This is a genomic window from Klebsiella sp. G-Nf4 (assembly GCF_002810615.1).
GTDB lineage: Bacteria > Pseudomonadota > Gammaproteobacteria > Enterobacterales > Enterobacteriaceae > Klebsiella > Klebsiella variicola.
Map to the genome: position 1 here is coordinate 75,364 of NZ_PION01000014.1, position 26,203 is coordinate 101,566.

At 54.7% G+C, this 26,203-nt stretch carries 26 protein-coding genes; 13 read left to right on the forward strand and 13 right to left on the reverse strand.

Annotated features, from left to right (window positions below; all coding sequences use genetic code 11):
• The first annotated feature begins 215 nt into the window (after positions 1 to 215).
• On the forward strand, positions 216 to 1,892 hold the full coding sequence (gene ligB, locus CWM57_RS23640) for an NAD-dependent DNA ligase LigB (RefSeq protein ID WP_100676475.1): 1,677 nt from the start codon (positions 216 to 218) through the stop codon (positions 1,890 to 1,892).
• Positions 1,893 to 1,897: 5 nt separating this feature from the next.
• Here ligB and CWM57_RS23645 read toward each other — a convergent pair whose 3' ends face one another.
• Positions 1,898 to 2,515 carry a trimeric intracellular cation channel family protein gene (locus CWM57_RS23645; RefSeq protein WP_074386946.1) on the reverse strand — a complete coding sequence of 206 codons (618 nt, stop codon included), beginning with the start codon at positions 2,513 to 2,515 and terminating at the stop codon, positions 1,898 to 1,900.
• Between the two features lie 274 nt (positions 2,516 to 2,789).
• Between CWM57_RS23645 and CWM57_RS23650 the strand changes: the two genes are divergently transcribed.
• Positions 2,790 to 4,049 (forward strand): chloride channel protein, encoded by a 1,260-nt coding sequence (locus tag CWM57_RS23650; RefSeq protein ID WP_074386947.1) that lies wholly within the window; start codon positions 2,790 to 2,792, stop codon positions 4,047 to 4,049.
• Between the two features lie 50 nt (positions 4,050 to 4,099).
• Here CWM57_RS23650 and CWM57_RS23655 read toward each other — a convergent pair whose 3' ends face one another.
• The gene (locus CWM57_RS23655) at positions 4,100 to 4,963 is read right to left on the reverse strand and encodes a YicC/YloC family endoribonuclease (RefSeq protein ID WP_061152943.1); all 864 of its coding nucleotides are present in this window, start codon (positions 4,961 to 4,963) and stop codon (positions 4,100 to 4,102) included.
• Between the two features lie 644 nt (positions 4,964 to 5,607).
• Here CWM57_RS23655 and CWM57_RS23660 point away from each other — a divergent pair.
• The 6 genes from CWM57_RS23660 (at position 5,608) to pyrE (ending at position 11,960) form a co-directional block, all read left to right on the forward strand.
• A complete protein-coding gene (locus tag CWM57_RS23660) occupies positions 5,608 to 7,308 on the forward strand; it encodes a lysophospholipid acyltransferase family protein (RefSeq protein WP_100676476.1) in 1,701 nt (566 codons plus the stop codon).
• Between the two features lie 86 nt (positions 7,309 to 7,394).
• Entirely contained in the window at positions 7,395 to 8,360 is a 966-nt protein-coding gene (locus CWM57_RS23665; RefSeq protein WP_100676477.1) for an HlyD family secretion protein, read from the forward strand.
• Entirely contained in the window at positions 8,353 to 9,270 is a 918-nt protein-coding gene (locus tag CWM57_RS23670) for an ABC transporter ATP-binding protein (protein WP_074386950.1), read from the forward strand. Before CWM57_RS23665 ends, CWM57_RS23670 begins: the two co-directional genes overlap by 8 nt.
• Positions 9,257 to 10,396 (forward strand): ABC transporter permease, encoded by a 1,140-nt coding sequence (locus tag CWM57_RS23675; RefSeq protein ID WP_100676478.1) that lies wholly within the window; start codon positions 9,257 to 9,259, stop codon positions 10,394 to 10,396. Before CWM57_RS23670 ends, CWM57_RS23675 begins: the two co-directional genes overlap by 14 nt.
• 95 nt (positions 10,397 to 10,491) lie before the next feature.
• Positions 10,492 to 11,208 (forward strand): ribonuclease PH, encoded by a 717-nt coding sequence (gene rph / locus CWM57_RS23680; protein ID WP_002922602.1) that lies wholly within the window; start codon positions 10,492 to 10,494, stop codon positions 11,206 to 11,208.
• A 110-nt stretch (positions 11,209 to 11,318) separates the two neighbouring features.
• Positions 11,319 to 11,960: an orotate phosphoribosyltransferase gene (gene pyrE / locus CWM57_RS23685; RefSeq protein WP_008806829.1), complete on the forward strand. Its 642-nt coding sequence runs from the start codon at positions 11,319 to 11,321 to the stop codon at positions 11,958 to 11,960.
• 37 nt (positions 11,961 to 11,997) lie between these two features.
• Here pyrE and CWM57_RS23690 read toward each other — a convergent pair whose 3' ends face one another.
• The 4 genes from CWM57_RS23690 to coaBC form a co-directional block, all read right to left on the reverse strand.
• The gene (locus CWM57_RS23690; RefSeq protein WP_077268425.1) at positions 11,998 to 13,014 is read right to left on the reverse strand and encodes an SMP-30/gluconolactonase/LRE family protein; all 1,017 of its coding nucleotides are present in this window, start codon (positions 13,012 to 13,014) and stop codon (positions 11,998 to 12,000) included.
• A 175-nt stretch (positions 13,015 to 13,189) separates the two neighbouring features.
• Positions 13,190 to 13,786 (reverse strand): nucleoid occlusion factor SlmA, encoded by a 597-nt coding sequence (gene slmA / locus CWM57_RS23695; protein WP_008806831.1) that lies wholly within the window; start codon positions 13,784 to 13,786, stop codon positions 13,190 to 13,192.
• Positions 13,787 to 13,910: 124 nt separating this feature from the next.
• Positions 13,911 to 14,369, reverse strand: a complete 459-nt coding sequence (dut, locus tag CWM57_RS23700) for a dUTP diphosphatase (protein ID WP_012540306.1) — start codon at positions 14,367 to 14,369, stop codon at positions 13,911 to 13,913.
• On the reverse strand, positions 14,347 to 15,561 hold the full coding sequence (gene coaBC, locus CWM57_RS23705; RefSeq protein WP_074387093.1) for a bifunctional phosphopantothenoylcysteine decarboxylase/phosphopantothenate--cysteine ligase CoaBC: 1,215 nt from the start codon (positions 15,559 to 15,561) through the stop codon (positions 14,347 to 14,349). The genes dut and coaBC overlap by 23 nt, the downstream gene beginning before the upstream one ends.
• Positions 15,562 to 15,733: 172 nt before the next feature.
• Here coaBC and radC point away from each other — a divergent pair, with 172 nt between their 5' ends.
• From radC to mutM, 4 genes are all read left to right on the forward strand, one after another.
• Positions 15,734 to 16,399, forward strand: coding sequence for a RadC family protein (gene radC / locus CWM57_RS23710; RefSeq protein ID WP_061152949.1), 666 nt, complete (start codon positions 15,734 to 15,736; stop codon positions 16,397 to 16,399).
• A 216-nt stretch (positions 16,400 to 16,615) separates the two neighbouring features.
• Positions 16,616 to 16,852 carry a 50S ribosomal protein L28 gene (gene rpmB / locus CWM57_RS23715; protein WP_002436699.1) on the forward strand — a complete coding sequence of 79 codons (237 nt, stop codon included), beginning with the start codon at positions 16,616 to 16,618 and terminating at the stop codon, positions 16,850 to 16,852.
• A gap of 20 nt (positions 16,853 to 16,872) precedes the next feature.
• On the forward strand, positions 16,873 to 17,040 hold the full coding sequence (rpmG, locus tag CWM57_RS23720; RefSeq protein WP_002922510.1) for a 50S ribosomal protein L33: 168 nt from the start codon (positions 16,873 to 16,875) through the stop codon (positions 17,038 to 17,040).
• Between the two features lie 135 nt (positions 17,041 to 17,175).
• A complete protein-coding gene (mutM, locus tag CWM57_RS23725; protein WP_061152954.1) occupies positions 17,176 to 17,985 on the forward strand; it encodes a bifunctional DNA-formamidopyrimidine glycosylase/DNA-(apurinic or apyrimidinic site) lyase in 810 nt (269 codons plus the stop codon).
• Between the two features lie 192 nt (positions 17,986 to 18,177).
• On the opposite strand, the gene coaD is transcribed toward mutM, so the two are convergent.
• The 7 genes from coaD to rfaQ all read right to left on the reverse strand — a co-directional run bounded on the left by coaD (position 18,178) and on the right by rfaQ (position 25,112).
• The gene (gene coaD / locus CWM57_RS23730; RefSeq protein WP_008806836.1) at positions 18,178 to 18,657 is read right to left on the reverse strand and encodes a pantetheine-phosphate adenylyltransferase; all 480 of its coding nucleotides are present in this window, start codon (positions 18,655 to 18,657) and stop codon (positions 18,178 to 18,180) included.
• Positions 18,658 to 18,659: 2 nt separating this feature from the next.
• Complete coding sequence (locus tag CWM57_RS23735) at positions 18,660 to 19,430, reverse strand: glycosyltransferase family 2 protein (protein WP_008806837.1); 771 nt, start codon at positions 19,428 to 19,430, stop codon at positions 18,660 to 18,662.
• Positions 19,430 to 20,704 carry a lipid IV(A) 3-deoxy-D-manno-octulosonic acid transferase gene (gene waaA, locus CWM57_RS23740; protein ID WP_008806838.1) on the reverse strand — a complete coding sequence of 425 codons (1,275 nt, stop codon included), beginning with the start codon at positions 20,702 to 20,704 and terminating at the stop codon, positions 19,430 to 19,432. Before waaA ends, CWM57_RS23735 begins: the two co-directional genes overlap by 1 nt.
• A 91-nt stretch (positions 20,705 to 20,795) precedes the next feature.
• Positions 20,796 to 21,785 (reverse strand): glycosyltransferase, encoded by a 990-nt coding sequence (locus tag CWM57_RS23745; RefSeq protein ID WP_100676479.1) that lies wholly within the window; start codon positions 21,783 to 21,785, stop codon positions 20,796 to 20,798.
• A gap of 29 nt (positions 21,786 to 21,814) precedes the next feature.
• Positions 21,815 to 22,909: a glycosyltransferase gene (locus CWM57_RS23750; protein ID WP_100676480.1), complete on the reverse strand. Its 1,095-nt coding sequence runs from the start codon at positions 22,907 to 22,909 to the stop codon at positions 21,815 to 21,817.
• A 2-nt stretch (positions 22,910 to 22,911) separates the two neighbouring features.
• The gene (locus CWM57_RS23755) at positions 22,912 to 24,039 is read right to left on the reverse strand and encodes a glycosyltransferase family 4 protein (RefSeq protein WP_100676481.1); all 1,128 of its coding nucleotides are present in this window, start codon (positions 24,037 to 24,039) and stop codon (positions 22,912 to 22,914) included.
• Positions 24,036 to 25,112: a putative lipopolysaccharide heptosyltransferase III gene (rfaQ, locus tag CWM57_RS23760; RefSeq protein WP_100630969.1), complete on the reverse strand. Its 1,077-nt coding sequence runs from the start codon at positions 25,110 to 25,112 to the stop codon at positions 24,036 to 24,038. Before rfaQ ends, CWM57_RS23755 begins: the two co-directional genes overlap by 4 nt.
• Before the next feature lie 111 nt (positions 25,113 to 25,223).
• Here rfaQ and CWM57_RS23765 point away from each other — a divergent pair, with 111 nt between their 5' ends.
• On the forward strand, positions 25,224 to 26,186 hold the full coding sequence (locus CWM57_RS23765; RefSeq protein WP_012540311.1) for a polysaccharide deacetylase family protein: 963 nt from the start codon (positions 25,224 to 25,226) through the stop codon (positions 26,184 to 26,186).
• Positions 26,187 to 26,203: the final 17 nt, after the last annotated feature.

Sequence of the window (26,203 nt, forward strand, 5' to 3'; positions counted from 1 at the left end):
AGCCTATTATACACGTCGCCGCGGCGTGACGCAGTCATTGTCACACTTTTTGCCGCGGTTTCTTTCATTTTGCCTGCCGTTTTCCTGAATTCGCCAGCCGTTGCTGCAATGAGGCGTAAATCCTGGAAGGCGCTTCGCAAGGCGCAAAAGTACCCATCGCGGTTCGCGGTGTTCTACAGCAGACTCTCCGCCAGGTGACGAAGGAGAGGAATGCTATGCGAAAAGGAGGGTGGTGGCTGGCGATGGGGATGTTCTCTGCCAGCGCGCTGGCGACGTGTCCGGACTGGCCGCCGGCCAAAGGAAGGCAGGAGATTTCACGCCTTCATCAGCAAATTGTCGCCTGGAAAGAGGCCTACTGGCGACAAGGCGCCAGTGAGGTAAGCGATGACGTTTATGACCAGCTCACTCTGCGGCTGGCGCAGTGGCGGCAATGTTTTCCGGACGAGACGCCTGAGGATGACGATCTGCCTCCGCCGACGGGCGATACGCGTCATCCGGTGGCGCATACCGGCGTGCGCAAACTGGCCGATGGCGCCAGCGTTGCCCGCTGGATGAAAAATAAAAACGACCTGTGGGTACAACCTAAAGTGGACGGTGTGGCGGTGACCCTGGTCTATCGCCAGGGGAGTTTGGTTCAGGCCATTAGCCGCGGCGATGGTCTGCGCGGTGAAGCATGGACCGCCCGAGCGCGGCAGATCCCGGCGCTGGTAAAAGTGACGACCGGAGAACTGGCCAACAGCGTGCTGCAGGGGGAGCTATTTCTGCGCCGGGACGACCATGTTCAGCAGCAGGCTGGGGGGATGAACGCGCGGGCGAAAGTCGCCGGGTTGATGATGCGAGCCGACGCGGCGGCAGCGCTCGGTCAACTGGACGTTTTTATCTGGGCCTGGCCAGACGGCCCGTCGGATATGCGCCGTCGACAGCAGCTGCTGACGCAGGCGGGGTTTAAGTACAGCGGGCAATATACCCACCCGGTGACACGCGTCGAACAGGTGGCGCAATGGCGTCAGCGCTGGTATCGCTCGCCGCTTCCCTTCGTAAGTGATGGTGTGATTGTACGTGAAGGTCGTGAGCCTCCTGGGCGTGACTGGTCTCCCGGAAAGGGAGAGTGGCTGGCGGCCTGGAAGTATCCTCCGGCCTCGCAGGTGATGGAGGTACGGGCGATCCATTTCAGCACCGGCCGCAGCGGCAGGTTCAACGTCGTGGCCCAGCTTGAGCCCCAGCGGCTGGATGATAAACGCGTGCAGCGGGTTAATGTTGGCTCTGTGGCCCGCTGGCAGGCGCTGGATATTGGGGTTGGCGATCAGCTGCAGATCAGTCTGGCAGGGCAGGGTATTCCTCGGATCGACGCCGTCGTCTGGCGGACGGCCGAGCGCCATAAACCGACGCCGCCGCCGGCGAAATTCAATGCGCTAAGCTGCTATTTCGCCACCCCTGAGTGCAGCGAACAGTTTCTTTCCCGGCTGATCTGGCTGTCATCAAAGTCAGCGCTGGATGTCGATGGCGTGGGGGCAAATTTATGGCGCGCCATTCAGCAGCAAAACCCGATGACGCATATTTTTTCCTGGCTGGCGCTTACGATGGAGCAGTTGCAGGCGGTGCCAGGGATCTCCGCCGCCCGTGGGCAGCACCTCTGGCATCAATTTGATCTCGTTCGCAAACGGCCTTTTATCCGCTGGGTGCTGGCGATGGGGCTCCCGGTGCCTCAGGGGGCGCTGGCGCAGCTCGAAAGCGAGAACTGGCATCTGCTGGCGGCAAAAAGTGAAGCGCAATGGCGCGCGCTGCCGGGCGTGGGGGAGATCAGAGCCCGCCAGCTGGTGGCCTTCCTGCACCATCCGGATGTGGTGGCGCTGGCGCAATGGCTTAGCGGGCAGCGCATCTCCGGGTTTTGAGGCGGCTAGTGGGTATCATGGGTGTAGTGGAAGACCGGTAGCCCCAGTTTCCAGCGCAGCGCCAGCATGCGGGCGGTAAAGCCGAACAGCAGCGTGGCTAGCACCACCACATCGTGGCTGCTGACGTAATGTTGCAGGGCAATATAGAGTACGGCTGCGGCAAACGAGATCCCGGCATACAGCTCTTTCTGGAAGACCAGCGGAATGCGTTTGCAGAACATATCGCGCAGTACGCCGCCAAAAACGCCGGTAATGACCGCCGCGATAGAGGCGATGATCGGACCTTCGCCCATATCCAGGGCGATCTGCGCGCCGATGATGGAAAACACGATCAGTCCCAGCGCGTCCAGCACCAGAAACAGCCGACGAAGGTGCGGCATCACCGGAGCGGCAATGGTGGTAAGGACGGCGGCGACAGCGACAATAATGACATATTCCGGATGTTTCACCCAGCCGAGAGGATAATGTCCCAGCAGGATATCGCGAACGGAACCCCCGCCCAGCGCGGTCGCGGTGGCGATAATAATGACGCCAAACGTATCCATTCGCCGGCGCCCGGCAGCCAGCGCGCCGGTCATGGCTTCCGCGGTAATACCGATTAAATACAGAACATGAAGCAGCATAGATCCCCCCAGGTAATGGCGGGCAGGTTAACGATTTGTGCGCAGGATCACGATTGAGATTTTCTAAAGCGAATCATTTACGCCAGGAAAAATTAATGACAATAGTGCCTGTGATGGCTTTGTTTAAAGGTTTGTTGATTTTGTATTAATTTTTATTGATTAGAAAAAGTAATGATAAATGGAAAGATAGGCATCTATATTGAAAACACGATGAATACCTAATGTTTAAGTCTCGACCTTTATTCTTTTATTTTTCTTCTTCAAGGCCTGAGAAATGAGTGTAGCCGCCGGGAATAAAAATTATCTGACTCGTCTGATAGCCGTGGTATTAACCGGGATTCTGGCTGGCCTGTCCGGCATGGTGCTGGCGCTGATTTTACATGCGATACAGCACCTGGCTTTTGGCTACAGTGCCGGGCAGATCGTCGGTTCGGTGTCATTTTTACAGGGCGTCACGGAGTCGTCCTGGCCACGTCGCATCGCGGCAATCGTGGCTGGCGGCGTCGTCGCCGGATTTGGCTGGTGGCTGCTTGGTCGCTATGGGCAGAAGCGGGTTTCCATTGCGGCGGCGGTGGCCAACCCTTCCGCACCCATGCCTGCGGGCACCACAACGATCCATGCCCTGCTGCAGATCGTCACCGTGGCGCTGGGTTCCCCGCTTGGCCGCGAAGTGGCGCCCCGGGAAATGGGCGCGCTGGGAGCCGGGATGGTGGCGCGTAAGCTGGGCCTGCTGGAAGATGAAACCCGGACACTGATTGCCTGTGGGGCGGGCGCGGGTCTGGCGGCGGTGTATAACGTCCCGCTGGCAGGGGCGTTGTTCAGCCTTGAGGTCATGCTGCTGTCGTTTAGCTGGGAAAAAACGCTGGCGGCGATGGTCACCTCGGCGATTGCCGCCTGGACGGCCACCCTGGGGTTAGGGGATGAATCGCAATACCATTTTGTTTCCAGCGCACTCCCGTACACCTTTCTCTGGTGGGCGATTCTGGCGGGCCCGATTCTTGGCACCGGCGCCTGGCTTTTTCGCAAAGCGACCAGCGCGGCGCGTTCACGCGTCCGAAGTAACTGGCAGATGCCGGTGTTCTGTCTGCTGGGTTTTTCCCTTCTTGCCATTCTGAGCCTTTATTTCCCCGAGCTTCCGGGCAATGGCAAGGGACCAATGCAGCTGGCGCTCAGCGACGGGCTGCCTCTTTATACCGTCGCTATCCTGTTAGTGTTGAAGATGGTGGTGATCCTGGCGGTGCTGCGCGGCGGCGCGGAAGGCGGATTGTTAACCCCGGGGCTGGCGGTAGGCGGACTGGTTAGTCTGCTGCTCTGCGCACTCTGGCAGCTCGGCTTCCCTGGCGGAGATAAAAGCAGCTTCGCCCTGGTGGGGGCGGCCGCGTTTCTCGCCGCCTCAATGCAGATGCCGCTCACGGCGGTGGCGCTGGTGATGGAGTTCACCCACATGGATCACAGCTATCTGGCCCCGATGCTGCTGTGCGCGGCAGGGGCGTTTTTAACCTGCAGGATCCTGGATAAAAAATATTTCTTCTGAAATAAATGAAAAAAAGGCCGGAAAACCGGCCTTTAGTAGTGTGCCTTAGCTTACTCGATATTCTGGATTTGCTCGCGCATTTGCTCGATCAGTACCTTCAGCTCAATCGCGGAGTTGGTGACCTCGGCGTTAATCGATTTTGACGCCAGGGTGTTCGACTCACGGTTGAACTCCTGCATCATAAAGTCGAGACGGCGACCCACAGCCTCTTTCTTTTTCAGGATGTTGTAGGTCTCTTTAACGTGCGCTTCGAGGCGGTCCAGCTCTTCGGCAACGTCGATACGCTGCGCCATCAGCACCAGCTCTTGCTCAAGACGGTTATTTTCCAGCTGCACTTCCGCGTCTTCCAGTTTGGCAACCAGACGCTCGCGCTGCCACTGAAGAATTTCCGGCATATGAGCGCGAACTTTGGTCACTTCGCCGCTCACGCCTTCAAGCCGCTGCTCGATAAGCGCTTTCAGGGCCTGGCCTTCCGTTTCGCGGGCGACGATGAAGTCGTCCAGCGCGCCGTCCAGGGCTGACAGAATGTCGGCTGCGATGGCGTCGAGATCCTGCTCTTTGGCAGCCATCACGCCCGGCCAGCGCAGGATATCAACCGGATTGATTTCCCCTTCATCGCTCTGCATTTTCACCCAGTTGGCAGCGTTGACCAGCTGCTTCGCCAGGTTTTCGTTGAGGATGAGTTCACCCTGCGCGCTGGGATCTTGTTCAAAACGCAGGGTGCATTCGACTTTACCGCGAGTCAGGCGGGCGCGAATGCGCTCGCGTACCACGGGCTCCAGACTACGGAACTGCTCCGGCAGGCGGAAGTACGTTTCCAGATAGCGCTGGTTTACCGAGCGCAGCTCCCATGCGGCGCTACCCCAGTCACCCTTGATTTCACGGCGGGCATAGGCGGTCATACTGCGGATCATAGACGTTCCTGTTTTCGTAATAATGAATGCAAGGATTATAGCTATGCGGGCGGTGACTTAACAGGAATAGTGATGAAATACCTGGATGGCGATTGTTTTGAGGGGCATAACCGCAATGTATTTCATGCAATTACTAAGTTAAGTGAACGGTATGCTTCTGTTGTGGGTAGAAATAAGACTTTTTGTATTAGCAACTTTACGTCAATTATGCTGTAAAGTTTTATGTGGTTATATTATTTAGGTTTGCTGAATAAATAATTTTTGCGAGCTGCGCTGACAGCTGTGGCATATTACGTTTTTCTGTAGTTAATGGTTTTATATTATTTGGTATGAGCATCAAACCCAGGTGGTATTATACGGGTTAGTTTCCTGGCACAAAATCTGCTCAGCGTGATGATTTTGTGCCAAATATAAATACGCGAAATGCTATGGTGCATTACCTGTAAGCACTATGTATGTTTTTTTTGAATTTATTACGGCATATATATTAAACATGGCATTGTTTACATTGTCGCTATGAATATTATCACTTCAACTATACCCATTAATTCTGTATTAGTGGCTTTTCATTTTGGACGGTATTGTCCGACAGAAAGATCACGAGTATAGTCGTTTTAGATTAGTTCTATGAAAAGGATTTTAATATGAACGCTATCTTTGACAGGATCATTAGAGAGTTTTTTCCTGATGCTAATATACCATGCTGGAAAAAATGGGTTTTCAGCGCCGCGTTTGGCAGTAAGGTATTCTCTCGTTTAATAAATGATGAACGGTTAATTAATAGAAATGGCGTAGACTGGGTTACTTCTGTCGTTGATTTTTTTAACGTTCGATGTGAGACGGAATACTCTGAATTTAATAATATACCCCGACACGGTGCTACGGTTGTTATTTCAAATCATCCGACGGTGATGGATGGTATTGCTTTAATACATACTGTCTCTCAGGTTAGAAAAGATATAAAAATCGTGGCTAACCATATTTTGCCAATGATATTCCCACAGGTAGCAGAACTTACCATTGGTATTGAGAATATGGCTGGTAAAATGAGCCATAAGAAATTCAGGGAGATGAACGATCATCTGAAGAACGGTGGTGTGTTGATTATTTGCCCTGCAGGTAAGCTGGCTAGCTGGTCTCTCTCAGGTTTACAGGAACATCAATGGAATCCCGGTTTTTTACAACTGGCGATGAGAAACAACGCGGCGCTGGTGCCTGTTCATATTACGGGGTCAAACAGCAAAACTTATTATTTTGCTGCGACGGTCTGGCGGCAACTGTCAAATATAATGATTATTCGTGAAGCGCTACGCCATCGTGGTAAGACCATGAAAATCAAAGTGGGGCAGCAAATAGCCTTATCTTCGTTTAATCGATTTAATAAAGATCTGTCTGCCGCGGCAAATGTATGTTTGATGCATCTCCAGAGCATCGGAGAGAATGGCCCGGCGCTTGTAGATACGGTTTCTCCACAAGAATTAACAGGCAGTCGAGAGAGTTTAATAAATGCAATAGAAGAATGTGAAGTATTAAGACAATTTGATGATGGTAGAAAACTATTGATATATCGCAGCAATACTCACGGAACCTCACCCATTATCGATGAGTTAGGGCGCTTACGCGAGCGCTGTTATCGCGATATTGGCGCTGGATCCGGTAAAGACAGAGATAATGATGTTTTTGATGAAACCTATTACCATATCATTTTATGGGATCCTTCTGATGAAGAAATACTGGGTGCCTATCGTCTAATACCCGTTGGTGAGCAGTTAGCGCAACATGGAATAACAGGCCTCTATAGCAACAGCCTGTTCAAGTACCATAATAATGCCTATTCCTGTTTAAGCCAGTGTGTGGAAATCGGCCGTGGATTTATCCAGAAGCCTTATCAAAAAAGTAATGTTCTTGATTATTTATGGCGCGGGATATTTGATTTTATAAAAAGATATCCAGACTATAAATATTTGTTAGGTGTGTTGACGATCCCCGGCTCTTTTCCTGAAGAGGTGCAGAAACTCATTGTAAGCTTTTATAATATGTACTTTCCCAGTTCGGTTAACTTTTGTACGCCAATTCAATTATTCACTGCAGAAGGTGCACAAAGTGATAGCCCATTTTCCGGAAATGATTTTAGAGACGACTGGCGTGTGCTTAACGATTTACTGAGAGAAAAAGGTTATGAACTACCATGGCCTTTTAAACAGAGCGCTAAATGGTTTTCTCCAGGCGGATCGTCGATTCTTGCATTCACAAAAGATGATGCTTTTCACTCGATCGCTGGGTTAAACCTGAGTGCTCTCGATAAATTGAATGAAATATACTTTAAGCATTATTTAAAGGATTAAACTGACGATAACGTTAGGGTTTGGAATGAGAATAATTCAATCCAGACATCAGTAATGAAAAACTCTATGCGTACGGATGCGTTTTAATGCAAAAGCCAGTAAATATATTTTTTGTTTTGGTAGCAATGCTGATTGTAACGGGGTGTGATAACAAACCGGAGAACAGGTTATCTGGTTATTCACATGGCGAATTTGTCTATCTTTCTTATTCTTCCACTGCAAAAATTGAACAGCTATTCATTAAGAAAGGAGATAATGTCACGCCTGGGCAAGAGTTAGTGAAGATTGAGTCCTTTGATGCGCAAAATATTTTCCTGCGAGCTGAGGAAAAACTTTCTGCAGAGAGCGCATTATTGCGAAATCTGGAGTCGGGAGAGCGGCCTGAAGAGCTGGATATTATTCGTGCCCAGATTAAAAAAGCACGATCGGCGGAATCCCAGGTAAAGCGTCAGCTTGAGCGGTATCGTAATCTTTACGCCAGTCGCGCCATCTCGCTCGCAGAATGGGAGGATATCCGGGATGAGTTAACGCAAAAAGGCGCGCAGGTTGAAGAGTTAATTAATCAACTCAAAGCGCGGCAACTGCCTGCCCGTCAGGATGAGATTAGCAAACAGCTCTCGATGGTGGCCGCGGCAAAACTCGAACGTGACAAGGCGCTTTGGGATGTCCAGCAAACGACGATTGTTTCTCCGGTCAATGCTAAAGTCTTCGATATTATTTATCGTGCCGGGGAACGGCCCACTGCCGGCAGACCAATAATTAGTCTGTTACCTCCTGAGAATATAAAAGTACGCTTTTTTATACCCGAGGCGATGCTTGGTAAATTTAAAATCGGAACTAAGGTAAAACTGATATGCGATGGTTGCGCTGAGCCCATTGCTGGCGTGATTAACTACATCAGTCCTGAAGCGGAATTTACGCCTCCGGTTATTTATAGTACGAAACGCCGGGAGAAACTCATTTTTATGGCTGAGGCTGTTCCTGCCCGGAAGCAGGCTGAGCGGATGAAAATCGGCCAGCCGTTTGATGTGGAGGTTATTGGTAATGAATAATCTTTGTATTGATGTAAAAAATCTCAATAAGTATTTTGGTGAGCATCACGTCGTAAAGGATTTCTCTTTGCAGGTGGCAAAAGGCGAAATTTATGGTTTTCTTGGGCCGAACGGTAGCGGGAAAACAACATCGATTCGGATGATGTGTGGTTTGATTACCCCGGATTCAGGTGAAGGCTCTTGTCTGGGCATGGACATCTTTACACAGCGGGAAAAAATAAAAAAAAAGATAGGTTATATGACCCAGTATTTCTCGATGTGGGGAAATTTAACCATCCGGGAAAACTTACTTTTTATCGCGCGGTTGTATAGCCTCGATCAGCGTAAGGCCCGGGTTGAACACGCGCTTTCAGAGTTAGGTCTCACAACCCGACAGCACCAGCTGGCTAAGGAGCTTTCTGGCGGTTGGAAGCAAAGAATGGCCCTTGCCGCCTGCATGTTGCATGAACCTGTTTTGCTGTTTCTGGACGAACCAACCGCTGGCGTGGATCCAAAAGCGCGGCGCGAGTTCTGGCAAATGCTGCACCAGCTATCGGACCGAGGTATTTCGATACTGGTGAGCACGCATTATATGGATGAGGCCGAGCGTTGCCATAAGGTTGCCTATCTGTCTTATGGCCGCCTGTTGGCAAATGGCACTATTGCGTCGATTATCGCGTCCCAGAATCTGATCACCATGCGAACGAGCGGCGCCGGTCTGACGATGCTTGAAAACCAGCTACAGCGCTTGCCGGATATTGAGCAAACGGTCATTTTTGGCAATCAGCTTTATATTACTTCCAGAGATGAAGCGAAGTTAAAGTCCACGCTTTTTGCATTTACACAACAGGGCTATGAGTTCTGCCAGGTGGATACCAATCTGGAAGATGCATTTACCTATTTGATGAAAAACGATTGTGAAAAAAATTAATTTAAGCTTCTCCTTTACTCGCTGGATCGGTGTGGTTATTAAGGAAATCCATGAATTACGTCGTGATAAAGTCAGCATCAGTATGGTGCTCCTGACACCTATTTTTCAGCTGATCATTCTTGGCTATGCCATCAATATGGATCCCCATAATCTTCCTACCGCTTTATTAAATTATGATACCGAACGCATGAGTCAGATTTTTGTGACGGAAGCGCAAAATACAGGGTATTTTTCGATGATTCCTGTCGATTCAGAAGAAGCAGCTCAGAAAGCGTTTGTTCGAGGAGATGTCACTTTTATCGTGACGATTCCTGAGGGATTCACGCGCAAGATGTTGCGTGGAGAAAAGCCTCAGCTGTTAATTCAGGGGGATGCCATCGATCCGATAACCACGGGGAATGCGCTCAGCGCCCTTGTGCAGGTTGCGAAATCGATGTTTCAACACGATTTGCCGGGCGACATGCGTGTAGAGCAAAACGAGGATGATTTTGAGCTTATTATCCATCGCATGTTTAACCCGGAGGGGATTACCCAGTTTAATACTATTCCAGGTATTATGGGATCGATACTCAGTACAACCTTGATCCTGATGACCGCCCTGTCTATTACCCGTGAGCGAGAAAACGGGGCGTTAGAAAATTTACTGGTCTCTCCGTTATCCGGACTTGAGGTCATCATTGGGAAAATAACACCTTTTGTTATCATTGGTTTGTTTCAGGCGACCTTGATTCTGATTGCCGCCGTTCTGTTGTTCGATATTCCCCTTCACGGTAGCGTCTTCCTGCTATTTTTTGTGTTGTTAATTTATGTCTTTCTTTGCCTGTCAATCGGGATTGGTATTTCTGGCCTGGCACAAAACCAACTGCAGGCGCTGCAAATGTCGTCATTTTACTTTATTCCTTCCATTATGCTTTCCGGTTTTATCAGCCCCTTTATTAGTATGCCTGACTGGGCGAAAGCCATTGGCTCCTGTTTACCGCTGACCTATTTCATCCGACTGGTTAAGGGCATCATGTTGAAAGGATATTCTGCGATGGCATTATTACCCGATCTTTTGCCGTTGATCGGCCTGGCGGTGATTGTGATTGGCGTGGGGTTGAAATCTTATCGTAAAACGCTGGACTGACATTATGTGTGCGCCCGGCACGTGTTGGCATAGGCTTTTCGCCATGAAATTCGTATAATGCGCCCCACATTCGTTTCAAGCCGGAGATTTCTATCATGCGTCCAGCAGGCCGTAGCGCTAATCAGGTGCGTCCCGTCACCCTGACCCGTAATTACACAAAACACGCTGAAGGCTCCGTGCTGGTCGAATTCGGTGATACCAAAGTGCTGTGCACCGCTTCCATTGACGAAGGCGTTCCGCGTTTTCTGAAAGGACAGGGACAGGGTTGGATCACTGCCGAATATGGCATGCTGCCGCGCTCAACGCACACGCGTAACGCGCGTGAAGCGGCAAAAGGCAAGCAGGGCGGCCGGACGATGGAAATTCAGCGTCTGATCGCTCGCGCGCTGCGCGCGGCGGTTGACCTGAAAGCGCTGGGCGAATTCACCATCACCCTCGACTGCGATGTGCTGCAGGCAGACGGCGGCACCCGGACCGCGTCTATTACCGGGGCCTGCGTGGCGCTGGCCGATGCGCTGAACAAGCTGGTGGCAGCCGGCAAGCTGAAAACCAACCCGATGAAGGGGATGGTGGCCGCGGTGTCCGTTGGTATCGTTAATGGCGAAGCCATTTGCGATCTGGAGTACATCGAAGATTCCGCCGCGGAAACCGATATGAACGTGGTGATGACCGAAGATGGCCGCATTATTGAGGTGCAGGGCACGGCAGAAGGCGAGCCGTTCACCCATGAAGAGCTCCTCACTCTCCTGGCGTTAGCCCGAGGGGGGATCGAATCCATTATCACGACGCAGAAGGCGGCGTTAGAAAATTAATGATTAAGGCGACTGAGAAGTCGCCTTTTTTTTGCGCTTTATCCTTCATTACACCTGCGAAGGGAGAGTGCGTAGTCCGACAATGATGACAGTACTAAAGGAGCGAATCCATGAAGCCGTATCAGCGCCAGTTTATTGAGTTTGCGCTTAGCAAGCAGGTTCTTAAGTTTGGCGAGTTCACGCTGAAATCCGGGCGCAAGAGTCCCTATTTCTTCAACGCCGGCCTGTTTAACACCGGGCGCGATCTGGCACTGCTGGGCCGTTTTTATGCCGAGGCGCTGGTGGATTCCGGGATTGAGTTCGACCTGCTGTTTGGCCCGGCCTATAAAGGTATTCCGATCGCCACTACCACCGCGGTGGCGTTAGCCGAGCATCATGACCGCGATCTGCCTTACTGCTTTAACCGCAAAGAGGCAAAAACTCACGGTGAAGGTGGCAATCTGGTTGGCAGCCCGCTGCAGGGGCGTGTGATGCTGGTGGATGACGTGATCACCGCCGGTACGGCGATCCGCGAATCCATGGAGATTATCCAGGCCCAGGGCGCGCAGCTGGCGGGTGTACTGATCTCCCTGGATCGTCAGGAGCGCGGCCGTGGCGAGATCTCCGCCATTCAGGAAGTGGAGCGTGATTACGGCTGCCAGGTGATCTCAATCATCACTCTGAAAGAGCTGATCGCTTATCTGGAAGAGAAACCCGAGATGGCGGAATATCTGGCGTCAGTTCGCGCCTATCGTGAAGCCTACGGCATCTGATGATGCATCCGGCAGCCTCGGCTGCCGGATATTTCCTCTATACCAGCTTAGCGCCCTGCGCATTGACGTACAGCGAATAGATTGACGTACTGGACGCCATAAACAGCCGATTGCGCTGTTCGCCGCCAAAACACAAGTTCGCGCAGCGCTCCGGCAGTTGAATGGTGCCGATATGCTTACCCTGAGGGTTAAAGATCCGCACGCCGTCGAGTTCTTCGTTTCCGCTTCCCCATCCGCACCACAGATTGCCGTCTGCGTCGCAGGCGATCCCATCGGCGGTACCTTTGCCACAGTCGAGATACACCCGTTTATTTTTCAGCGTATTGCCTTCCACGTCCCACGCCAGAATTAAGCGGTTCGGTGTCGCCCGGCTTTCCACCACGTACAGGGTCTTTTCGTCCGGCGAGAAACACAAACCATTTGGCCCTTTTATGTCGCCCAATACCACGCTTAGTTTGCGGCTTTCCGGCTCCAGGCAATAGACGTTTTGCGGCAATTCTGGCGTTGCTTTGTGGCCTTCGTAAAAGCCGCTGATGCCAAATGGCGGGTCGGTAAACCAGATGGTACCGTCTGACTTCACAACGATATCGTTTGGGGAATTGAGGCGCTTACCTTGGTAGCTATCGGCCAGTACGGTGACAGATCCATCGTATTCGGTACGCGTAATGCGGCGGGTGTCGTGCTCGCAACTGATTAAGCGCCCCTGTCTGTCGCGGGCGTGGCCATTGCTATAATTGGCCGGGTAGCGAAAGACGCTGGTTTCTCCACTGATTTCATCCCAGCGTATGATGGCGTTATTCGGAATGTCGCTCCACAGCAGCATTCGCATGTCGCCGAACCAGACTGGGCCTTCCGCCCAACGGAAGCCGCTGGCGATGCGTTCAACCTTTGCGCTGGCAAGCATATAGCGACGAAAGCTGTCATCGACGGCCACGATGCGTGGGTCAGGATAGCGTTCCGAAGGGGCCCATGCTGCGAAGCTTTTTTGACTGACTAGTAGTGATGCGGTTGCCAACCCGCCTATCTTCAATAAATCCCGCCGTGACGTCGCCATCAAATCTCTCCTTGTCGGGTGGTGTTGGGGGAGGGTGAAACGATCAGCAAGCTGGATAGTAGGAAAGGAAAGCGGAAACGCGCATTGGGCAATTCAACCAATGGCCCTGGGATTTGCAACAAACTTACGCAGATTGCGAGGAGAATCATGCAGCCTGGCGGCTGCATGTGAGGATTTACTGCAGCTGTGCGGCGACCAGCGGCCAGCGGGCCTCGAAATCATCCGTCGGACGATATTTGAACTCGCTGCGCACAAAGCGCGACAGCATGCCCTCGCAGAAGGCCAGCAGCTGGCTGGCCAGCAGGGTTTCGTCGAGGGTGTAGCCTTCGCCTTCACGCATTTTTTTCTCGCGCATCACCTGACGCAGCTGTACTTCGATGCGTTCAAAAAGCTGGTTGATGCGGCCCTGTAGCCGGTCCTGTTCGAACATCAGCGCGTGCCCGGTGAGGATACGCGTCAGCCCAGGATTACGCTCGCCAAACCCAAGAATCAACAGAACGATCAGGCGCAGGCGCGCGGTCGTGTCCTTTTCATCTTTCAAAATCAAATTGATGCGCGTAATCAGACTGTCTTCAATGAACTCGATCAGACTGTCAAACATGCGGGTTTTGCTGGGAAAATGGCGATACAGCGCGGCTTCAGAGACGCCGACGGAAGCCGCCAGTTTCGCGGTGGTAATACGTTGACTACCATCGCTGGATTCCAGCATCAGCGCCAGAGATTGAAGTATTTCTTCGCGACGATTCCGTTTCGCAGTTTGCTTTTCTGCCATGTTTTAAAATACCCCTGAAAATAAGCACTTGTCAGGCAGACATCCACAATGCGACCGCAAACCTGAGTTTGCGGTGATGTTATTGCATTATGCGCGTTGGGATGCAGGTTCCGTGTTGCTGGGCTTATTTACGCCCTGAGTGACCGAAGCCGCCTTCGCCGCGGTCGGTGGCGTCAAACTCTTCCACCAGGTTAAATTCCGCCTGCACGACCGGCACAAAGACCATCTGTGCGATACGTTCGCCCGGCTCGATGATGAAGCTCTGCTGACCGCGGTTCCAGACGGACACCATCAGTTGCCCCTGGTAATCGGAGTCGATGAGCCCCACCAGGTTGCCCAGCACCACGCCATGCTTATGACCCAGGCCGGAGCGCGGCAGGATCACCGCCGCCAGAGAGGGATCGGCGATATGAATCGCAAGGCCCGTCGGCAACAGCGTGGTTGCACCCGGCGCCAGCTCTACGGCGTCGTCGAGACAGGCTCGCAGGTCAAGTCCGGCGGAGCCGGAGGTGGCATAGGTCGGCAGCGGAAATTGCTGGCCGACACGCGGGTCCAGAATCTTAACGTCGATTTTTTTCATCATAACGGGTCACGATCTCGTCGAGTAATAATTGGCCCAGGAGTTCCTTGCGCTCAAGTGGTAAGCGCTTTTCCCCATCCTGCCAGAAAAGGTGTAATGCGTTGCTATCGCTATTAAAGCCCTGATTAGGCTGAGAAACATCGTTGGCGCAAATCAGGTCGAGGTTTTTGCGGGCACGTTTTTGCCGCGCATATTCTTCCACATTATTCGTTTCGGCGGCAAACCCAACGACGTAAGGGCGATGCGCTTTTAGCGCCGCAACCCCAGCGACAATATCGGGGTTTTTAATCATTTTTATTGTTAATTCATCACCTTGTTTTTTAATTTTATCTTCGGCGATGGCGGCAGCGCGGTAATCCGCCACCGCGGCGCAGCCAATAAAAATATGCTGCTGTTGTGCGCTGGCCTGGACGGCCGCTTCCATTTCCAGTGCGGTAGTGACATCAATGCGCTGCACAAACGGCGGTGTCGGTAGCGATACCGGGCCGCTGACGAGAGTGACCTTCGCACCACGCTGCGCGGCAGCGGCAGCAATCGCGAAGCCCATCTTGCCTGAGCTGTGGTTGCTGATGTAACGCACCGGATCCAACGGCTCACGGGTCGGGCCCGCGGTAATCATGAGGTTGAGATGTTGCAAATCTTTGACAGGGGAGGCGAAATGCTGCGCGGCCATCTCCACGATGGTTAACGGATCGAGCATTCTCCCCGGGCCGACGTCGCCGCAGGCCTGGCTACCGCTGTCCGGTCCCCACAGCAGCAGGCCGCGGGAAGCGAGCGTCTGCAGATTGTGCTGGGTGGCTTGCGCGCGATACATCTGCTGATTCATGGCGGGCACCACGGCAACCGGGGAAGGGGTGGCGAGGCAGATCGTCGACACCAGATCGTTGGCCATGCCGGCCGCCACGCGGGCAATTAAATCGGCGGTTGCCGGGGCGAGGATCACCAGGTCGGCCCATTTTCCGAGCTCAATATGGCCCATGGCCGCTTCCGCCGCCGGATCGAGCAGGCTGTCGGAAACCGGATAGCCGGATACCGCCTGCAGGCTGAGTGGGGTGATGAATGCTTTTGCCGCCTCCGTCATTGCGACACGCACTTCCGCGCCGCGTTCACGCAGTCGGCGCACCAGTTCCGGGGTTTTATACGCCGCGATACCGCCGCTGACGCCCAGGACGATTTTTTTACCCGCCAGAGTCATCATGATGTATTCCTGTTGCCGTAGACCAGAATCCGCGCATCTTATCACAATCCTGTCGCCGTCGTGCCTCTGGTGGGCATTCACTTTGCGAGCTGCTACGCAGGGTGAAAAGCCGCGGGTCGGCAGCGCCGTCAGGCTGTGCCAGGATAGCCTGATTAACGCAGGAGGGCGCATGGACGGAACGGAAAATCTGATGCCACGGGAGAAGATGCTGCAGTATGGCATCGAAGCGCTAACGGATGTTGAGCTGCTGGCGCTGTTTCTGCGTGTCGGCACGCGCCGTCAGGATGTGCTCAGCTATGCGCAGGCGTTACTGCAGCGTTTTGGCTCGCTCTACGCTCTGCTTTCCGCGGATAAAGCGCAACTGATAGCTGTGGATGGACTGGGACTGGCGAAATATGCGCAACTGAAGGGCATTGCCGAGCTGGCGCGACGCTATTTTAGCTCGCAGCTGGTTGAGGAGGCTGCGCTGGTCAGCCCCTCAATGACGCGGGAATTTTTACAAAGCCAGCTCACGGAAGAGGAGCGCGAGATCTTTATGGTGATCTTTTTAGATAATCAGAACCGCGTGTTGAAACATAGTCGCCTTTTTTCTGGTACTCTTAGCCACGTTGAGGTGCATCCGCGAGAAATTGTACGCGAAGCCATCAAAGTGAACGCTGCCGCCGTGATCCTTGCGCATAATCATCCCTCCGGGAGTCCGGAGCCGAGCCAGGCTGACAGGCTGATTACCGAAAGGGTGGTAAAATGTTGTCGATTCATGGAGATACGCGTGCTTGACCATCTGGTCATCGGCCGCGGTGCGTATGTATCTTTTGCCGAACGTGGCTGGATTTAGCCCCGAACTGGCGATCCTTCGGGATCTTTGTCTGTTCGGGACTTGAGCACATCGCCGAGTCAGCGTATACTACGCCACCTTTGAGAATCTCGGGTTTGGCATTTGGGCCTGGCAGTCGAGAGTTCACATTGAACTGCGATGACCAGGCTGTAAAGCCTGACGAGGCGCCAATACCCCATACGAAGCTCGAGCTAATTTGATTTTTGGAGAATAGACATGTCCCGAGTCTGCCAAGTTACTGGCAAGCGTCCGGTGACCGGTAACAACCGTTCCCACGCACTGAACGCGACTAAACGCCGTTTCCTGCCGAACCTGCACTCTCACCGTTTCTGGGTTGAGAGCGAGAAGCGTTTTGTCACCCTGCGCGTATCTGCTAAAGGTATGCGTGTAATCGATAAGAAAGGCATCGATACAGTTCTGTCTGAACTGCGTGCCCGTGGCGAAAAGTACTAAGTACTTAGAGGAAATAAATCATGGCTAAAGGTATTCGTGAGAAAATCAAGCTGGTTTCTTCCGCTGGTACTGGTCACTTCTACACCACCACGAAGAACAAGCGTACCAAACCGGAAAAAATGGAACTGAAAAAGTACGATCCGGTTGTACGTCAGCACGTTATCTACAAAGAAGCTAAAATCAAATAATTTTAGCCTCCTTGTATAAAAACCCCGCTTCGGCGGGGTTTTTTGTTTTTAAAACTTCCCCATATTGCTTTCACATACTCCCTTTTCAGTCCCCTGCCCGTGAAGCACAATACGTCGGGTAAATGGAGGAAAATCATGCCTGAATTACCAGAGGTTGAAACCAGCCGCCGCGGCATCGAGCCGCACCTGGTTGGCGCAACCATTCTGCACGCCGTTGTGCGCAATGGACGGCTGCGCTGGCCGGTTTCCGAAGAGATTTATCGCCTGAGCGATGTACCCGTGCTCAGCGTGCGGCGTCGTGCCAAATACCTGCTTCTGGAACTGCCGGACGGCTGGATCATCGTCCATCTCGGGATGTCGGGGAGTTTGCGTATCCTGAGCGAAGAGCTACCGGCCGAAAAACACGATCACGTTGACCTGGTCATGAGTAATGGCAAGGTGCTGCGCTATACCGATCCGCGCCGCTTTGGCGCCTGGCTGTGGACCAATACGCTGGAAGGCCATCCGGTACTGGCGCATCTTGGCCCGGAGCCGCTCAGCGATGAATTTAACGCCGACTATCTTCAGCAGAAATGCGCGAAGAAAAAAACTGCGATCAAACCCTGGCTGATGGATAACAAGCTGGTGGTAGGGGTCGGCAATATCTACGCCAGCGAATCGCTGTTCTCGGCCGGGATCCATCCCGACAGGTTGGCTTCTTCACTATCGCGGGAAGAGTGTGAGCAACTGGTGAAAGTGATTAAGCTGGTCCTGCTGCGTTCGATAGAGCAGGGAGGCACGACGCTGAAGGATTTCCTGCAAAGCGATGGCAAGCCGGGCTATTTTGCCCAGGAGCTGCAGGTCTATGGCCGCAAGGGCGAACCGTGCCGGATCTGCGGCACGCCGGTTGTCGGGACCAAACATGCCCAGCGCGCGACCTTTTATTGCCGTCAGTGCCAGAAGTAGTTCTCAGGAACAGGAACGTTTGTAGGCCCGGTCAGCGAGCCTGCGGGTGCGCATCTGGTGGGCCGGGGATGTTTGTAGGCCAGGTCAGCGTAGCGCCACCTGGCACAAAGACCGGGACAGAGCCGGTGTGGATGGGCCGGCGGCGCAGTGCAGCGCCAGCCTGCGTGGCTCATGCCCCAGCAGATAGATGCGTTACTTCAGCTTATTCAACAGCGCCTGGTGGACGTTAGCTGGCAGGAAATGAGAAACGTCGCCCTGATGACGCGCCACTTCCTTCACCAGTGAGGAAGAGATAAACGACCACTCTTTGCACGGCATCAGGAACACGCTCTCGAGGGTGGGCATCAGGTGGCGGTTCATGTGGGCCAGCTGCATCTCATACTCGAAATCCGCCACCGCCCGCAGGCCGCGAATTAAAATATTGGCCTGCTGCGCGCGGGCGAAACTGGCCATCAGGTCGCTAAAGCCGATAACCTCCACGTTAACCAGATGCGCTGTTGCCTGAGTGGCCAGCGCGATACGCTCGTCGAGGGTAAACATCGGCTTTTTGCTCGGGCTCGCGGCGATAGCCAGCACCACTTTATCGAACATGCTCGCCGCGCGGGTGACAATGTCGATATGACCGTTGGTGATGGGATCAAAGGTACCCGGATAGATCGCTTTTGTGCTCATGATTACCCTTTCTCCGAGTAGCCGTGGCTCAGCGCCCACAGCTCGGTATATTTCGTAAACGTATACTGCGCGTTGACCATCGCCAGTAACCAGCCCTGCTTACCGTCCAGCACCCCACCGCGCAGCAGCAGCGTTTTCAGGAACGCGCCCAGGGTATGGCTGAAAATTCCCGCCATCGAGGTCTTCTTGCCCTTGCGGTGGCGCTCAAGCGCCCACGCGGCAGCATACGCCAGCTGTTTTTGCTGGAAGCCAGCGAAGTCGCGGCAGGTCAGATGCAAGAGATCGCCGGTTAGCGGAATGACCTCTGCGCCCAGGCTATCCAGCGATTCATGGACCAGATTATCGTTATAGCGGTAACGGGCGCGTTCGTACAGGCGCAGCACGCGATCGGGATACCAACCGCTGTGGCGCATAAAGCGTCCGAGAAAGTAGTTGCGACGAGCGATGCTGTAGATAGCGCCGCGCTGCGGCGCTGCCAGCACCTTAAGAATAGCCTGCCTGAGTTCTGGCGTGACGCGCTCATCGGTATCGATCATCAACACCCAGTCGCCGGTGGCATAGTCCTGCGCGCGCTGGCGCTGAATGCCATAGCCTCGCCAGTCGGTATGGGTATAGACCTGGGCGCCGAGGCGGCGGGCCAGCTCGACGGTGTTGTCGGTACTGCCAGAGTCGAGGACGATGATTTCATCTGCCCAGCTAACGGAGTCCAGACAATCCGGCAGCAGGTCCGCTGCATCTTTGGCGATCATCACCACGGAAAGTCGGTTCGACATTAATGACTCCGTTGCGGCATGTAAGGTTGCAGTAACTTGAGCAGACGCGACAGCGCGCCCTGGTTCTGGTGCAGCACTTCCACTGCGTGACGGCCATACCACAAGCGGTAGTCTTCATCGGTCAGGAGCGTGGACACTTCCCTGACCAGCGAGTCGGCGTCGGTGACCGTGATCAGGCCATCATCCTGCTGCAGCTTGGCGCAGATATCTTTGAAGTTGAAGGTATGCGGCCCCATCAGCACCGGAATGGCATGCGCCGCCGGCTCGAGCGGGTTATGACCGCCGCGTTCCACCAGGCTGCCGCCAACGAAGGCGAGGTCGGCAATGCCGTAGAGCAGCATCAGTTCACCCATGGTATCGCCAATCACCACCTGGGTACTGGAGGAGGGGATCTCGCCGGTGCTGCGCAGAGTAAAGCTCATTCCGGCCTTTTGCACCATCTCACGCGCATCGGGGAAGCGCTCCGGATGCCGAGGAACGAGGATCAGCAGCAGGTTCGGGAAGGTCTCCAGCAGTTTTTTATGCGCCTGCAGGATGATTTGTTCTTCGCCGTCGTGAGTGCTGGTGGCAATCCATACCTTGCGGTGCGGCGCCCATTGGCGGCGCAGCGTAATCGCGCGGGCCGCCAGCTCCGGGGTGACGGAGATATCGAATTTCAGACTACCGGTGACCGCCAGCTGGTTGCGCTTCAGCCCCAGAGCGAGGAAGCGGTTGCCATCCTCTTCATTCTGCGCGGCGATAAGCGTAATACGGCTTAACAGACGGCGCATAAAACCGCCCAGTTTGGCATAGCCTTTAGCGGAACGTTCAGAGAGGCGGGCGTTGGCGATCACCAGCGGGATCTTACGCTTATGCAGCGCGGCCACCATATTCGGCCATAGCTCGGTTTCCATAACGATAACCAGCTTCGGCTGAACGGTATTCAGGAAGCGGTTCATGGCGCCGGGCAGATCGTAGGGCAGATAGACGTGATGGACATCTTTGCCGAACGCCGACATGGCGCGCTCGGAGCCGGTCGGCGTCATGGTGGTGACGGTGATCGGCATCGACGGGTAGCGGTGGCGCAGAGCGCGAACCAGCGGAATGGCGGCCAGGGTTTCTCCGACGGAAACGGAGTGCAGCAGAATGCCATCCGGCTCTACCTTGTTCTGACAGAAGCCATAGCGTTCCGCCCAGCGTTTACGATAGGCAGGAGCCTTACGACTGCGCAGCAGCAGCCGCAGCCACACCAGCGGCTGAATAAGGTAAAGTAGGGTGGTATAAAGCAATTCCAAACTATTTATCCGTTCTCTGTTTTGGCGGGCAAATTCTAAGCATTTAGCCCGCGTAAAGCTATCTCTTTGGCGGAAACAGCGGGTTTTTGGTCTATACCGCGTGGCGATAACGCTTAATACGCAGATAACGGCGTCCCAGGCGCCAGCGTAAACGGAAAGTACAGGCGTTTTTCCAGATTAACCGCCAGATACCGCGGTCGAAGAATTCTTTAATAATAACATGCTTTTTCGACTCATCTTTCATGCTGTCGAAGGTGTGGATGATCCCCAGGCCTTCTTTGGCGATCTGCCAGCGACAGGCGGCGATATGGCGCACTTTATCCGGGTAGCGCTGGTTGATCGCCTCCAGCATCTCCAGAATCTTCATATAGTGGCGCGCCGAACGCATCAGCGTGTCGTCGTTGTCCGGCTTATGCGACACCGACTCAGAGTGGATGTAGTAATCATAGAACTGCTGGCTGGTGTACTGCACGCGCTCCGCGGCCAGCAGCGCCTCTGTCGTCCACGGGATATCCTGATGGCGCAGGCCGGGCTCGAAATGGAAGTGGTGCTGGCGGATAAAGTCGTGGCGATAGATGTTGAGCCAGGTGACGTGCAGAAACTTCCGCGAGTCCAGGGCCTGCTTGAGCCAGACATGGCCCGGCAGCACACTGGTCGAGGGCAGGCGATCCAGCGGGAAGATCGGGTGACTCTCACGGCGCTTTTCGTACACGTAGGTACCGTTGCAGGTCGCGATATCGAGATGTTCTTTCTCCGCCATCTCCAGCAGCGTGCGATACATGCCCGGATAGAGTTTGTCGTCGATATCCGGAAACGCGAGATATTTGCCGCTGGCGGCGGCGAGGCCGGTATTGCGCGCGACCGAGACGCCCTGGTTTTCCTGCTCCAGTACCTGGACGTTCTGCAGCCGATCCCGCCATTCGGCGATCACCGCCAGGCTGTTGTCCGTCGAACCATCGTTCACCAGGATCAGTTCATAGCTTTCCAGCTGCTGCTGTTCAAGGCACTCAAAGAATTGCGCAAGAAATTTCTCACCGTTGTAGACGGCAGCCACGATGCTCAATAAAGGCGTTTGACTCATAAATCTTCGATCCTGGTTAACTAACGGCGTCAGGTGCGCTGCAGCTGACGATACTGCTGACAAATGGACACGACGCTGAATTTTTCCAGCGCGGCGTCGTCGATAGTCGGCGGGTTATGGTAAATGCTTTGCATCGTCTGAGCCAGCGCCGGACTGGTCAGATCCGCCAGACCGCGGGCAAGTTCGCCGGTGAGGATCTCGGTGACGCCGCCGGGGCAGCGGGTGCTGGCAACCGGCGTATGCAACAGCAGCGCTTCCACCACCACATTGCCGAATCCTTCGCTATCGGAGCTTAAAACCAGCATCCGTGCGCCTTTGATCCACGGTAAGGGGTTTTTCTGAAAACCCTTGAACCACACCCGATCGTCAACCTGCAGCGTTTTGGCCAGCTGGCGCAGGCGCTGCTCTTGCTCCGGTTTTCCCTGGCCTAACAGCACCAGCGGCGCGTCAATGCCGCTTTGCGCATAGGCTTCAATCAGGCGGTCGTGGCGTTTGCCCGGATGGAAGCGGCCGACGTGAATCAGATAGTCGCCGTCCGGTCGCTCGCTCTCGGCTTCCGCCTCGGCACGCAGGGCAGTGATATCGAAGGGATTGTAGATGGTTTTCAGCTGTGCCGGACGCAGGGCGAAGGCTTCTACCAGATCACGTCCCACGGCGTCGGAAACCGACACCACGTTGCGACCCTGGTAAATTCGCTTAATTTTCTGCTGCTTCATCCAGCGGTCAAAGCCGGTGCGGTGCCCGAGATAGGAGGCAGAGAATACGCCGTGCAGACAGAACCAGACGTTACGCTCGCGCAGCGCCCGGCTGCGGGCGACGATGCGGTCGGTTTTGTGCAGGTTGGAAAGTACAAGGTCAAATTGTCCCTGCTTTTCGGCCCGGATGACCGCGGCGTCCAGCTGGCGGGCGCGGCGGGACAGCTCAGTCAGCTTGCGCCACGGTTTGCGGCAACGATCGGCCACCACCTGGTAGTCGAGCCCCTCGGGTAACGGGTACTCGCAGACATCGCGCAGCGAAATGAGCGACACCCGATCGCCGTCGCGCAGGAACTGTGCCGCCAGGGTCAGGACCACTTTTTCCGCGCCGCCACCGGGTAAACCGTCAATCACAAATAAGATGCGCATCGTTATTTCACCAGATCCTGATAAAGAGAAAGCAGCTGGGTGGAGAGTCGCTCGCTGGTGCAGGCCATAATGCGCTCGCGGGCGCGGCCGCCTTGCGCAGAGCCCAGCGCGCGCGGCGGCAGAGCCATCACCGCTTGCTGCAGCGCCGGGATATCCAGGGCGTCGCAGACGTAACCGTTGTGGCCGTCGACGATAAACTCCGCTCCGCCGCATCCGGTGGTGGTGATCACCGGCAGACCGCAGGCCATTGCCTCGAGAATGACGTTGGGGAACGGATCGTAGAGGGTGGGCAGCAGCAGACCATCGGCCATTTGATAGAAGGGCAGCGTCTCCGACTGCATGCCGAAGAAGCGCACGCGCGCTTCGCAGCCGAGACTCTTCGCCAGCGCCTGATAGCGCGGCTGATCCTTATCTTTGCCAACCACCAGCAGATAGCGATCGGTCGGGGCGATGGCGCGAATTGCCGCCGCCAGTCCTTTGCGCTCAAAGCCGGAGCCGACGTAAATCAGGCAGGTTGCCTGCAGCGGTAGCTGCCATTTGGCGCGTAAGGCGGCAAAGGTGTCTTCGCCCGGCGGCAGAAAACGCTGGTTATCAATGGCGTTATAAATAACGTGGATCTTCTCCGCCGGCAGGCCAAAGTCTTCGATAATTTCGCGCTTGATCATCTCGGCGTTGCAGATCACCCCGCGCAGGTGTGAGTCTTCATACATCTCGCGCTCCGCCTGCATGACGTAGCGGTGGTAACGGTCGGCGAACAGCAGGCGGCTTTTCCAGGCCGGTAAAATGCGCGAGCGCTGCTGCAGCCAGCGGCGATGAACGCCATCGCCAGCGCGGTAGAGATCGCAGCCGGGAATACGTTCATGGCTCTGCACCAGGTCGAAGGACTCACGCTGCCAGAGCGCGCGCGCGGCGTTGGCAAACCCGCGTTCGCGGCTGATGCGCCCCCATTTACGTGGGTTACAGATATGGATCTGCCAGTCCGGTTTCACCGGCCCCTGCCATTCGCGGGTGATGACGTTCAGCTGCAGATGACTGCTGTCGAGGGCTTCCAGCGCGCGGGAGACAAACCGTTCTGCACCGCCGTCCGGGCGGTACTTCTGCCGCACCAGAGCCAGCCTGAATTTACTCATGCCAGTACCTTTTTCGCCGCTGCGATTACGGCGTCGGTAGGAATTAAATCGAGATAACGTTCTTCGGTGTTGGTGTTGATGGCGTCCGGATCGGGCAGCGGACCGAAGTCGCCGGCCCAGATCACTTCGCCTTTCGCCTGCCACGGACGCCAGAAGGTCAGCTTCGAGGGGCCGAACAGGGCGACCAGCGGAGTGCCGAGAGCCGCAGCCATATGCATCGGCACCGAGTCGACGCCGATAAACAGGCGGGCGTGATCGATCACTGCCGCCAGCTGGCGCAGCGTTAACTGGCCGGCTAAAGAGTGCAGACGCGCCTGCGGGCAGCCGGCGATGATGGTGTCCACCATTTTCTTCTCTCTATCGTCGGGGCCGGAGGTGAGCACGACCGCGTACCCCTCGGCGGATAGCGCGTTGATCAGCGCGCTCATACGATCTTCGCGCCAGCATTTAAAGAACCAGCGCGACGTTGGCTGGATGACGATGTAGTTTTCCCGGAACTCCTCCGGCAGCAGGGCGCGGCTGGTGGCCCAGTCTGCTTCGCTGTAGCCCATCCGCGCCGGCGCGTCGTTCAACGGGAGACCGAGCGGAGCGAGAATAGAGAGATTCTGCTGTACCGTATGCAGCTGGTTGTGCTGTTGGGTGGAGGCTAGCGCGGTGTGGCAATAGCGCCAGAACGGGTGGCGGCGCTTCGGAAAATCAAAACCAATCCGCGTCGCGGCGCCGGTCAGTTTGCTGATAATCGCGCTCGGCCACTGGTCAGCAAGGTTAAGCACCATATCGTATCGCTGCTGACGCAGCGTCTGAATGAGCTGCCATTGCATCTTCAACTGATGCCTTTTTCCCTGCTTTTTCCAGCGGCGATCGAGACCATAAATATGATGGATATCGGGGTTGGCGGCGAGCATATCCCGGGTCTCTTCATACAGCAGCACATCCACGCTGGCGGCGGGATACTGCTGTTTCAGCGCGTGAATAAGCGGCGTGATCAGCAGCATGTCGCCATGATGGCGCAGCTTAATGACCAGGATCCGCGCCGGGTTCAACGGGCCGCGGGAGAGGGTTTCAGGCGTCATACTCTGTTCTTCATCCAGGATAAGGGTTCCGATTCTAGGGGATCAGACAGATTGAGAGAAGCGTTGTATTGCTCTACCATGACCTGATACGTATGGCCTGAGGACGTTTTCGTGCACAATCCCGCATTTCTCATCACGATTGATACAGAGGGCGATAACCTCTGGCAAAAACATGACAGCATCACCACCGAGAATGCGCGTTATCTCCCGCGTTTTCAGCAGCTTTGCGAAAAGTATGGCTTTAAACCGGTCTATTTGACCAACTATGAAATGGCCATCGACCCCTTTTATATCGAATTCGCCAGAGACGTGATTGCCCGCGGCACCGCGGAAGTCGGCATGCATCTGCATGCGTGGAACAGCCCGCCGACCGAGCCGCTGACCGCCGATGACTGGCGTCATAAGCCTTATCTCATTGAATACAGCGATGCCATGATGCGTGAGAAAGTCGACTATATGACGCATCTGCTGGAGGATACTTTCCAGACCAAAATGGTCAGCCATCGCGCCGGGCGCTGGGCCTTTGACGAGCGCTATGCGCGTCTGCTGGTGGAGCACGGTTATCAGGTGGATTGCTCGGTGACCCCGCGGGTGAACTGGAAGACCGCCAAGGGGGCGCCGCAGGGCGATGGCGGGACCGATTATCGCCGCTTCCCGCAGCATGCCTATTTTCTCGATGAAAATGATATCAGCCGCGAAGGCCACTCTCCGCTGCTGGAAGTGCCGATGAGCATTCAGTACAAGCACTCAGCGTGGATGAATAGCGTGAAGCAGGGCTACGATCGCCTGCGGGGTAAAGTGCGTTCCCCCTCCGTACACTGGCTGCGTCCGATGGGCGGCAACGTGGAGACGATGAAAAAAGTCGTCGAACAAACGTTGACGCAGGGCAATGACTACGTGGAATATATGCTCCACTCTTCAGAGTATATGCCCGGCGGCAGCCCTACGTTCCAGAATGAACGGGATATTGAGCGTTTATACGCTGACCTTGAAGCCTTTTTTAGCTGGCTGGCGCCGCAGGTGAAGGGCATGACGTTGGCAGAATATTACCAGCGGAAAATTACACAGCGCTAACACAGCTCAAGGTACCG

What these genes read in the sequence shown, in the direction of transcription:
- CWM57_RS23665 (WP_100676477.1), top strand. Translation starts at nt 7,395, where the DNA reads ATGCAAAAGCCAGTAAATATATTTTTTGTTTTGGTAGCAATGCTGATT.
- radC (WP_061152949.1), top strand. Translation starts at nt 15,734, where the DNA reads ATGGACGGAACGGAAAATCTGATGCCACGGGAGAAGATGCTGCAGTAT.
- rph (WP_002922602.1), top strand. Translation starts at nt 10,492, where the DNA reads ATGCGTCCAGCAGGCCGTAGCGCTAATCAGGTGCGTCCCGTCACCCTG.
- coaD (WP_008806836.1), bottom strand. Translation starts at nt 18,657, where the DNA reads ATGAGCACAAAAGCGATCTATCCGGGTACCTTTGATCCCATCACCAAC.
- CWM57_RS23690 (WP_077268425.1), bottom strand. Translation starts at nt 13,014, where the DNA reads ATGGCGACGTCACGGCGGGATTTATTGAAGATAGGCGGGTTGGCAACC.
- rfaQ (WP_100630969.1), bottom strand. Translation starts at nt 25,112, where the DNA reads ATGACGCCTGAAACCCTCTCCCGCGGCCCGTTGAACCCGGCGCGGATC.
- CWM57_RS23745 (WP_100676479.1), bottom strand. Translation starts at nt 21,785, where the DNA reads ATGAGTCAAACGCCTTTATTGAGCATCGTGGCTGCCGTCTACAACGGT.
- CWM57_RS23755 (WP_100676481.1), bottom strand. Translation starts at nt 24,039, where the DNA reads ATGAGTAAATTCAGGCTGGCTCTGGTGCGGCAGAAGTACCGCCCGGAC.
- mutM (WP_061152954.1), top strand. Translation starts at nt 17,176, where the DNA reads ATGCCTGAATTACCAGAGGTTGAAACCAGCCGCCGCGGCATCGAGCCG.
- rpmB (WP_002436699.1), top strand. Translation starts at nt 16,616, where the DNA reads ATGTCCCGAGTCTGCCAAGTTACTGGCAAGCGTCCGGTGACCGGTAAC.
- CWM57_RS23655 (WP_061152943.1), bottom strand. Translation starts at nt 4,963, where the DNA reads ATGATCCGCAGTATGACCGCCTATGCCCGCCGTGAAATCAAGGGTGAC.
- slmA (WP_008806831.1), bottom strand. Translation starts at nt 13,786, where the DNA reads ATGGCAGAAAAGCAAACTGCGAAACGGAATCGTCGCGAAGAAATACTT.
- pyrE (WP_008806829.1), top strand. Translation starts at nt 11,319, where the DNA reads ATGAAGCCGTATCAGCGCCAGTTTATTGAGTTTGCGCTTAGCAAGCAG.
- dut (WP_012540306.1), bottom strand. Translation starts at nt 14,369, where the DNA reads ATGATGAAAAAAATCGACGTTAAGATTCTGGACCCGCGTGTCGGCCAG.
- CWM57_RS23645 (WP_074386946.1), bottom strand. Translation starts at nt 2,515, where the DNA reads ATGCTGCTTCATGTTCTGTATTTAATCGGTATTACCGCGGAAGCCATG.
- CWM57_RS23735 (WP_008806837.1), bottom strand. Translation starts at nt 19,430, where the DNA reads ATGTCGAACCGACTTTCCGTGGTGATGATCGCCAAAGATGCAGCGGAC.
- CWM57_RS23750 (WP_100676480.1), bottom strand. Translation starts at nt 22,909, where the DNA reads ATGCGCATCTTATTTGTGATTGACGGTTTACCCGGTGGCGGCGCGGAA.
- coaBC (WP_074387093.1), bottom strand. Translation starts at nt 15,561, where the DNA reads ATGACTCTGGCGGGTAAAAAAATCGTCCTGGGCGTCAGCGGCGGTATC.
- CWM57_RS23660 (WP_100676476.1), top strand. Translation starts at nt 5,608, where the DNA reads ATGAACGCTATCTTTGACAGGATCATTAGAGAGTTTTTTCCTGATGCT.
- ligB (WP_100676475.1), top strand. Translation starts at nt 216, where the DNA reads ATGCGAAAAGGAGGGTGGTGGCTGGCGATGGGGATGTTCTCTGCCAGC.
- CWM57_RS23670 (WP_074386950.1), top strand. Translation starts at nt 8,353, where the DNA reads ATGAATAATCTTTGTATTGATGTAAAAAATCTCAATAAGTATTTTGGT.
- rpmG (WP_002922510.1), top strand. Translation starts at nt 16,873, where the DNA reads ATGGCTAAAGGTATTCGTGAGAAAATCAAGCTGGTTTCTTCCGCTGGT.
- CWM57_RS23650 (WP_074386947.1), top strand. Translation starts at nt 2,790, where the DNA reads ATGAGTGTAGCCGCCGGGAATAAAAATTATCTGACTCGTCTGATAGCC.